Origin of the sequence: Shewanella sp. SACH, assembly GCF_001887095.2 — a bacterium.
GTDB lineage: Bacteria > Pseudomonadota > Gammaproteobacteria > Enterobacterales > Shewanellaceae > Shewanella > Shewanella baltica.
Genome location: NZ_MPDG02000002.1, coordinates 212,656 through 221,354, shown reverse-complemented (window position 1 = coordinate 221,354; position 8,699 = coordinate 212,656). Strand labels below are relative to the sequence as shown.

7 protein-coding genes are annotated in these 8,699 nt (G+C 46.5%); 3 read left to right on the top strand and 4 right to left on the bottom strand.

Features of this window, described 5'->3' with window-relative positions; all coding sequences use genetic code 11:
- Positions 1-349: 349 nt before the first annotated feature.
- Entirely contained in the window at positions 350-865 is a 516-nt protein-coding gene (locus BM607_RS22125; RefSeq protein ID WP_249269574.1) for an alpha/beta hydrolase-fold protein, read from the top strand.
- Positions 866-900: 35 nt separating this feature from the next.
- Here the strand turns inward: BM607_RS22125 and BM607_RS08730 are convergent, their stop codons facing one another.
- The 3 genes from BM607_RS08730 to BM607_RS08715 form a co-directional block, all read right to left on the bottom strand.
- On the bottom strand, positions 901-2,076 hold the full coding sequence (locus BM607_RS08730; protein ID WP_006086111.1) for a HEAT repeat domain-containing protein: 1,176 nt from the start codon (positions 2,074-2,076) through the stop codon (positions 901-903).
- An 841-nt stretch (positions 2,077-2,917) separates the two neighbouring features.
- Positions 2,918-4,555: a chaperonin GroEL gene (gene groL, locus BM607_RS08720; protein ID WP_071938647.1), complete on the bottom strand. Its 1,638-nt coding sequence runs from the start codon at positions 4,553-4,555 to the stop codon at positions 2,918-2,920.
- 57 nt (positions 4,556-4,612) lie between these two features.
- Entirely contained in the window at positions 4,613-4,903 is a 291-nt protein-coding gene (locus BM607_RS08715; protein WP_006086113.1) for a co-chaperone GroES, read from the bottom strand.
- Between the two features lie 224 nt (positions 4,904-5,127).
- Between BM607_RS08715 and BM607_RS08710 the strand changes: the two genes are divergently transcribed.
- The gene (locus BM607_RS08710) at positions 5,128-6,495 is read left to right on the top strand and encodes an MATE family efflux transporter (RefSeq protein ID WP_071938648.1); all 1,368 of its coding nucleotides are present in this window, start codon (positions 5,128-5,130) and stop codon (positions 6,493-6,495) included.
- Between the two features lies 1 nt (position 6,496).
- Here BM607_RS08710 and BM607_RS08705 read toward each other — a convergent pair whose 3' ends face one another.
- Positions 6,497-7,486, bottom strand: a complete 990-nt coding sequence (locus tag BM607_RS08705; RefSeq protein WP_071938649.1) for a LysR family transcriptional regulator — start codon at positions 7,484-7,486, stop codon at positions 6,497-6,499.
- A 128-nt stretch (positions 7,487-7,614) separates the two neighbouring features.
- Between BM607_RS08705 and BM607_RS08700 the strand changes: the two genes are divergently transcribed.
- Complete coding sequence (locus BM607_RS08700) at positions 7,615-8,697, top strand: efflux RND transporter periplasmic adaptor subunit (RefSeq protein ID WP_071938650.1); 1,083 nt, start codon at positions 7,615-7,617, stop codon at positions 8,695-8,697.
- The last annotated feature ends 2 nt before the right edge of the window (positions 8,698-8,699 follow it).

The window sequence follows — 8,699 nt, the reverse complement described above, 5'->3', positions numbered from 1 at the left end:
CATACTCCAATAAAAATTGCCTAACGGCTCAGATGGGACATCCCTGTCCCCCCGAGCCTGCGCCATCATCCATGATGTCGCCACGACATTTTTATCTACGTATTTCGACAACTTCGCAGGGGAAGGTGTATCTCTTTTATATTTGGTGTTGCTCGCGAGTCATGCAAAGCAAACAGAATTATACCCACCATCCCTTTTATAAAATTTAACAATGGGTGGCCCATTAAATTTTCATGGATGTGAAGAGCGGCCATGCCGTCAACGGTCACTTACATGCCAGCGCTTAATCCAACCAACTATCAAGTAATCTGTATGCCTTTTTATAAGCATACACTCTGCAAATTTCACAATGGATGGCTCGTTAAATTGGGTTAAATTTGAAACGGGTGAAGCGCTTAATTACCTAACCTTTATTGAGTCGGAAGTGATCCCATTTGTGGAGACTCATTACAGAGCAACGCCCAACCACAGAACACTTGCAGGTCAATCTTTAGGGGGATCTTTTGGCGTTTTAGCACTGCTGACTAAACCCCAATTATTTGAAAATTATATTCTGACGAGCCCGTCGCTGTGGATCCATGACCGTTATCTTTTCGAACTAGAAAAACAATTCGCCGCAAAAAATACTGATTTAAAAGCCAAAATCAATTTTGCGACTGCCGCGATGGAAACGCCAGCCAACGGTAGCAAAAATGACATGGTAGGCTTGCAAAATGCGTTCGTCGCCAAGCTGCGTTCGCGCAACTATTTGAGTCTTGAAGTGAAAGACGACATCATCGAAGACGCCTATCACGAGACCACTTTTCCTATCGGTTTCACTAAAGACGCATTATGGTTATACGGAGTGAGTAGTCCAAAACAATAAAAACGTAACAATGAATGGCTCGTTAAATTCTCCACTTATTTATCTTCATTGATTGGGTAATATGCCTTACAAGACGCCATTCGCATCTGGCCATCACTTGAAATTTGCAGGCTTCCGACGTTCGTATTTACCATTAGCTCACCGCTTGCAAGTATTTTGGCTTCAAACATAGAATCGGGTAATCGCCGCCATGGTGTTGCCGACCATTGGTTGTCGCCAGAGCGCTTTATTTCGTAGATGATGTCAAACCCGTCGATTCTATCGGTAATGGCAATATTCCTGCTACCCAATTGAAAAATGTCCGCGATTGGCTCTGATAAGATGCGCGAAGATGTCCCCAAGTCTGAAAGAAAAACCAGTTCTCCGCCCCACTCACCAAGATTAAGGCCTGCCAACCATCCGCCACCGACTTTTAATGCCACATTTGGCTCTTGTGGGTATCGAACTCCTGGCAGGGTCAGCTGATTTGAAGCATCCAAAACTATCGTATAACGCTCTATAGCGTCCGGGTTTGTCTGTTCCAAAGAATTGGAGCCACGACTGATAACCCTATATGAAATAGCTGCCAGAGAACTGTTTTCAGTATCTTGATAGCGTTTTATAAACAAATTATTCTTCGCAAAGGGAACTGCCAATTCGCTACATAACTTGGGCCTTGGAGTACTGTAATTTTCGACCATCAAATAATCAAAAAAGACATCAGCGAAACTGGCATTCGGGTGCTGCTTCGGGTACTGACGATTATGCTCAATGTTGAATATCGCTGTTTTCGCAGCATTTCGAACTGCAGGGAACCAATGCGATTCTGCAACTGGCTCAAGAAAGTCTATTGCACGCTGGTCTCCGATTCGACCAAGCGATTCAGCGGCTATCAAACTTAATACAGCATTGGCTGGATCATTAAGCAACTTGCCCAAATAGGGAATTGCCTCTGGATAGTCAATAAATCCAAGTGCTCTGGCAGCCTTCTCTCTGATAGCCCAATCAGGATGGTCCAATAATGCCGCGACGACAGAACCAGCTTCACGTCCCATCGGGCCTTTTTCAGCCAGATCTCTGAGAAGTAGATAATCAGGTTTTTTTTGCAGCTGTACTTTTATCGAACAAACCTCCGGTGTAGAACATGCTGCATCCTGCGCAGACCAAACCGATAATACTGGCACTACAAACACACAGAACAGCGGCAGAATAATTGCTTTTGAAATTTCCATAATGTCCTTATTTAGACAATTAAAAACGACCCCTGCTATCTATTGTAAAACAATAAGATAATTCAGCTTTAGTCTGTACTCAAGCTAAAGCAAACCTCAGAATAAAAGCCATCAGGGGAAAATGGAACAGGCATAACTCTTTTGGGTTTAACCGCAAATTTAACGTGCCACCCATTATTAAATTTTCTAAAAGGTGTTGTGGTTAAAGAACAAAGATGGGACAGGATAACTCTTTTAGGTTTAACAGCCGACACCGAGATTACAGAAGTTCACCCTCCCCTAGGAGTTGCCGTAGGGCATTTGCGTTCGTTGCGTGAGCGAGGCATGGATGCCGAGATAGCGTCAGTCGAATCAAGGACGAGCGTCTGACGCGATAGCATAAGGACGCTAAATGCCCAAGGGGCTTTCAACTCCGTTAGGGGCGTCTTGGAGCATCCAAGGAGGATAGGACGAACAGTCCTCCTTGGTCGGGTGTGGGGTGAAGCCCCACGACTTTGATTTTTCTTTTAAAAGCAATCAAGAATGATGGAACCATCTAACCACCAGCAAAAGTATACAATGTTACACTTTTAGTAACGATTTCAGTGCTTAAATTTCAAAAAGTGTAGGTAAGTACACCCAATACTTACCCAAGTTGCCAGAGCAAAAACAAAACCCCGATACTGTTACCAGTATCGGGGCTTTTTTTACAAGAACTTTGGTTTGAGGCTTTTAGGCTCCAGACCAGCAAAGTATCTTACGTAGGATAAATCGAGTTAGAACAAGGCGCTTTACCACGACGTTTAGCTTTCTTAAACGAGTGGTGAAGCAACGCAGTTATCACCGATTTAGACCAGTAAGATTACATCATGCCGCCCATTCCGCCCATCCCACCCATACCGCCCATATCTTGGCCAGCATTTTGTGGGATCTCAGCAACCATAGCTTCTGTTGTGATCATCAGACCTGCGATTGACGCAGCGAATTGCAATGCACAACGGGTCACTTTAGTTGGGTCAAGGATACCCATTTCTAACATGTCACCGTAAGTGTCGTTACCGGCGTTGTAACCGAAGTTACCGCTACCGTTCTTCACTGTGTTAGCAACAACTGACGCTTCTTCACCCGCGTTTGTGGCGATTTGGCGCAGTGGCGCTTCCATTGCACGCAGTGCGATAACCACACCGTGTTTTTGGTCTTCGTTTAATACTTCAACTTCAGCGATCTTAGAAGCTACGCGAACCAGAGCAACACCGCCGCCAGGAACCACGCCTTCTTCTACCGCAGCGCGAGTTGCATGCAGAGCATCTTCAACGCGGGCTTTTTTCTCTTTCATTTCAACTTCAGTCGCTGCGCCAACTTTAATCACTGCTACGCCGCCAGCTAGTTTAGCCATACGCTCTTGCAGTTTTTCTTTGTCGTAGTCAGAAGTTGATTCTTCAACTTGTTGTTTGATTTGGCTTACACGAGCAGCAATTTGTGTTTGCTCGCCGTTACCATCGATGATGGTGGTGTTGTCTTTAGTGATCACAACACGCTTAGCTGTACCTAAATCTTCCAGGGTTGCTTTTTCAAGCTCTAGGCCGATTTCTTCAGCAATAACAGTACCGCCAGTTAGGATTGCTACGTCTTGCAGCATTGCCTTACGACGATCGCCAAAGCCAGGTGCTTTAACGGCAGCCACTTTCACGATACCGCGCATATTGTTCACAACTAAAGTTGCTAATGCTTCGCCTTCAACATCTTCAGCAACGATAAGCAATGGCTTACCGGTTTTTGCCAGACCTTCAAGGATAGGTAACAGTTCGCGAATGTTAGAGATTTTCTTGTCTACTAACAGTACGAATGGGTGGTCTAACTCAACGCTGCCGGTTTCTGGCTTGTTGATGAAGTATGGAGATAGGTAGCCACGATCAAACTGCATACCTTCTACTACGTCCAATTCGTTTTCTAACGCTTGGCCTTCTTCAACTGTGATCACGCCTTCTTTGCCGACTTTTTCCATCGCAGTAGCGATGATTTCGCCGATAGATTCGTCAGAGTTTGCAGAGATAGTCGCAACTTGCGCAATCGCTTTTGAATCTGCACAAGGTTGTGATAAGGCTTTTAATTCAGCAACAGCAGCGATAACGGCTTTGTCGATTCCGCGCTTCAGATCCATTGGGTTCATACCGGCTGCAACGGCTTTTAAGCCTTCAACTACAATGGCTTGAGCCAGTACAGTTGCAGTAGTAGTACCATCACCGGCGGCGTCGTTGGCTTTAGAAGCAACTTCTTTCACCATTTGCGCGCCCATGTTTTCGAATTTGTCTTCTAACTCGATTTCTTTGGCAACAGAAACACCGTCTTTAGTGATCAGTGGTGAGCCGAAGCTCTTATCTAATACCACGTTACGGCCTTTAGGGCCTAAGGTCACTTTTACTGCGTTCGCTAGAATGTTTACGCCAGCCAGCATTCTTACGCGAGCGTCATTACCAAATACAACTTCTTTAGCTGCCATCTTGATTATCCTTTAAATTTTTAATGATTAATTGGAATGTCGAATTGATGCTGAGGATTAACCCACTACTGCCATCAGGTCAGCTTCCGACAGGATCAAAACTTCTTGTCCGTCGATTTTTTCTTTCTTAACGCCGTAACCTTCATTGAAGATCACCACGTCACCCACTTTGACATCCAGTGGTTTAACTGTGCCATTTTCTAAGATACGGCCATTGCCCACAGCAAGGATTTCACCGCGAGTTGATTTTTCAGCGGCGCTACCGGTCAGTACTATGCCACCCGCTGATGTTGATTCAACTTCTAGACGCTTAACGATTACGCGGTCATGTAATGGACGAATATTCATCTATGAACTCTCCTAATGATTTGATGCCCTACAATCGAGCCTATTTGTGATTAAAAAAACAGACACCTGAGTCTGCTCTTTTGCTGTCTGAGATATGGGGCTGATAGTGTCGAGATCCAAGGGCATTTATAAAAAAAACTTCAATTTTTTGATGTCGGTTTTTTCAAGTCCGCACAATCCTGCTAGAATCTCGCCTCCGCTCGCTAACAAGGCACTATTTTTCCATGAAAGACAGACACGGGCTGCTCACCGCGCCAATTGGTCGTGTACTGCTCAACATGAGCCTCCCCAACTTAATTGGCATTATGACCATTCTAGGTTTCAGCCTCGCTGACACTTTTTTTATCAGCCAATTGGGCACCGAAGCCTTAGCCGCCATCAGTTTTACCTTTCCGGTGACCTTAGTGATCTCGAGTATCGCCATTGGTATTGGCGCTGGAGTCTCGACCAATTTAGGCCGACTAATTGGCTCGGGTAATGCCCACAAGGCCAAAGTATTCTTGCATGATGCCTTATTACTGACCTTTGGCTTGATTGCCAGTTTAGCCGCTCTGGGTAGCATTTTTATCGAGCCACTGTTTCGCTTACTCGGGGCAAACGATGACAGCTTGCCGCTGATCCACGACTATATGATTTACTGGTATGTCGGTGCGCCGCTGCTGGTGTTGTTGATGGTGGGCAATCAGGGCTTACGTTCCACTGGCGATACCCGCTCGCCGGCGATGATTATGGCGCTGGCGGCAATCATCAACCTTATCCTCGATCCGTTGTTGATCTTTGGTATTGGGCCGTTTCCACGTTTAGAAATTCAAGGTGCCGCGATTGCAACCCTGTTCGCTTGGTTGGTGGCCTTATCTTTGTCGGGATATTTGTTGATTGTCAGGCGCAAAATGCTTGAATGGACAGTGTTTGACATAGATAGAATGCGCGCCAACTGGACCAAACTTGCCCATATCGCCCAACCCGCTGCTTTAATGAATTTAATCAATCCGTTAGCCAATGCCATTATCATGGCCATGTTGGCGCATATCGACCACAGTGCAGTGGCAGCCTTTGGTGCCGGTACTCGCTTAGAGTCAGTGCTATTAATCGTGGTGATGGCGCTATCGTCGAGCTTAATGCCCTTTATCGCGCAGAACTTAGGTGCAGGCCAGCCACAGAGGGCGAAAGAAGCCCTGCTGCTATCGATAAAATTTATCTTTATCTTCCAAACCATACTTTATATTCCACTGATCTTTTTGGCTGAACCTATCGCGCACTTATTCAGTACCGATCCGCTGGTGATCGAGTGGTTGAGTTTTTACATCTTAGTGCTGCCCTGCGCCTATGGGCCTTTGGGCATAGTAATTATTGTGGCGACCTCGCTCAATGCTTACCACAGACCTATGAGTTCACTGGTGATCAACCTGTGCCGCTTAGTGCTACTTATGCTGCCGTTGGCGGCCTTGGGATCCTATATAGGTGACGTTAAAGGCCTACTGCTCGCGCTACCTGTAACCAATATTTTTATGGGGATTGCCTGTTACTGGCTGGCGCAGCGGATCTGTGAACCGACAAAGGTCACAACCGCTAACGCCATTCGCGAGGGGTAAACTAGCTTGATTTTTTAACGGGAAAGCGCAACACGTCGTCTGAAAGCGCTCCCGTAGAGGCTTTGCAGGATCGACGTGGGCCTTGCTCGCTCATGTTGATCGGCACGCCATTTGGCACTAACTCTTGCATTATGTAGTCGATAAAGCGTCGACAGGCTAAACTAACGTAACGTCTTGATGGATAAGCTAAGAAACACTCGCCTTGGTGGGGCTGGATTTCAGGTAACAGAGTCACCAACTCACCGGTTTGCACATATTCATCCACGACCTCAGCAGGCGCATACACGATACCGCGTCCTTGCAATCCAAACTCAACCGCCACTTCAATACTGTTAGAGCAGAAATTGCCTCTGACTCTCACCTCTTGTTCTGAACCGATAAATAACTCATTAAAAATTTTGCCGTTGGATAAACGGAACATAGACACGTTATGCGCTTCAATCTCTTTCGGTGTTTTAGGTGTGCCGTGTACCGCTAAATATTGCGGACTGGCGTAAAAACGTAAGTCAGTGGTAAAAATCGGCCGCACCACTAAATCTAAGGTATCCAACGCAGGCTCGACCACAAAGGCCACATCGAGATTATGTTTCACCATATCGACGGATTCTGAGCTGCTGATGACCTCTAAGGTGAGTTTAGGGTGCATATCCATAAAGCGGAAAATGGCTTGCATCAAGATTTTCATGCTATGGATGGGGAACATTTGAATGCGCAGATGCCCGCTGATCTCAGCATCATCATTGGTCATTTCGAATAGGGTTTCATCGAGCTGGGCCAGAATGTTTTGCGAGCGCTGATAGAAATGGCTACCTGCAGACGTGAGCGTCATGGAGCGGCTCTGGCGGTGGAACAATTTAATATTCAGCTCATCTTCCAAGGCTTGCAAACGCCGACTGACAGTCGATTTTGGCAAGTTAAGTAAATCAGCCGCTTCAATCAAACTACCGGTTTCAGCAATTCTGTGGAATAACGCTAAGTCCTCTGTCTTCATTTTGACCTTAAGTTCAATCTCATTATGTGGGACTGATAATCCCAAAGTATCCCGTTTATTGCAACTACTTTAGCTGGTATCTTCGCGCCCAGAAATGCTGACAACTTGTTAACTAGGAAATCGCCACCATGAAATCATATCGACTCTTGCCACTGGCTATGCTGCTTCCAGCCCTGCTCAGTGGTTGTTCGCCAGCGGAAAGTTCAGTACAAGTGGACACTGTCCGTCCGGTTAAACTGTTTGAAGTGCTCAACGTAGAAGCTGGAGATTTTAGAACCTTTCCTGCCCGCGTTGCCGCCAATAGCCGCGCCGAATTGTCGTTCCGTATTTCAGGGCAATTAACCGAACTGACATTAGTCGAAGGCCAAAGAGTCGCTCAAGGTAGCCTGCTCGCCCAGCTTGACGACAGGGATGCCAAAAATAACTTAATGACCCGTGAGGCCGAGCACGAACTGTTAGCCGCCGACTTTAAACGTAAGGTCGAGCTGCTTAATCGTAAACTGATTTCACAGTCTGAGTTTGATAGCACTCAAGCGCAGCTCAAATCGGCCAAGGCCGCCCTTGCGGCAGCGCGCGACCAACTGAGTTACACCCGCTTAACCGCGCCCTTTAGCGGCACGATTGCTAAACGTTTAGTGGATAACCACCAAATCGTGCAGGCCAATCAAGGGGTGTTAACACTGCAAAACAACAACTTGCTCGATGTGAGCATTCAAGTGCCCGAGGCGATGGCGGCGGGGTTGAAGCAATATACCGATCAAGCTCACTTTACCGCTAAGGTGCGTTTTAGCGCCTTTCCCGAGCAGAGTTTCGACGCCAAATTTAAAGAATACTCCACCCAAGTCACCCCAGGTACTCAAGCCTATGAAGTGGTGTTTTCATTGCCTCAACCCCAAGATATTCAATTACTTCCTGGGATGAGCGCCGAGTTAACCTTAGCCTTAGTTAAAGACCCAAGCACCCTTGCATCCAGTATTGTGCCCGTGACCGCCATCGATAAACGCGATCAAGATGGCCAAGTGCAAGTGTGGGTTTATCAAACCCAATCAGGTGAAGTCAAACCCACTATGGTGACCCTAGGACGCGTGAGTAACCAAGGCGTTGAGATTTTAACGGGTATCAACAAGGGCGATCTTATCGTCAGCGCTGGGGTGTCTCAATTATCCGCTGGCATGAAAGTCAAACCACTACGCTGGCAGCGTGGAGTGTAATT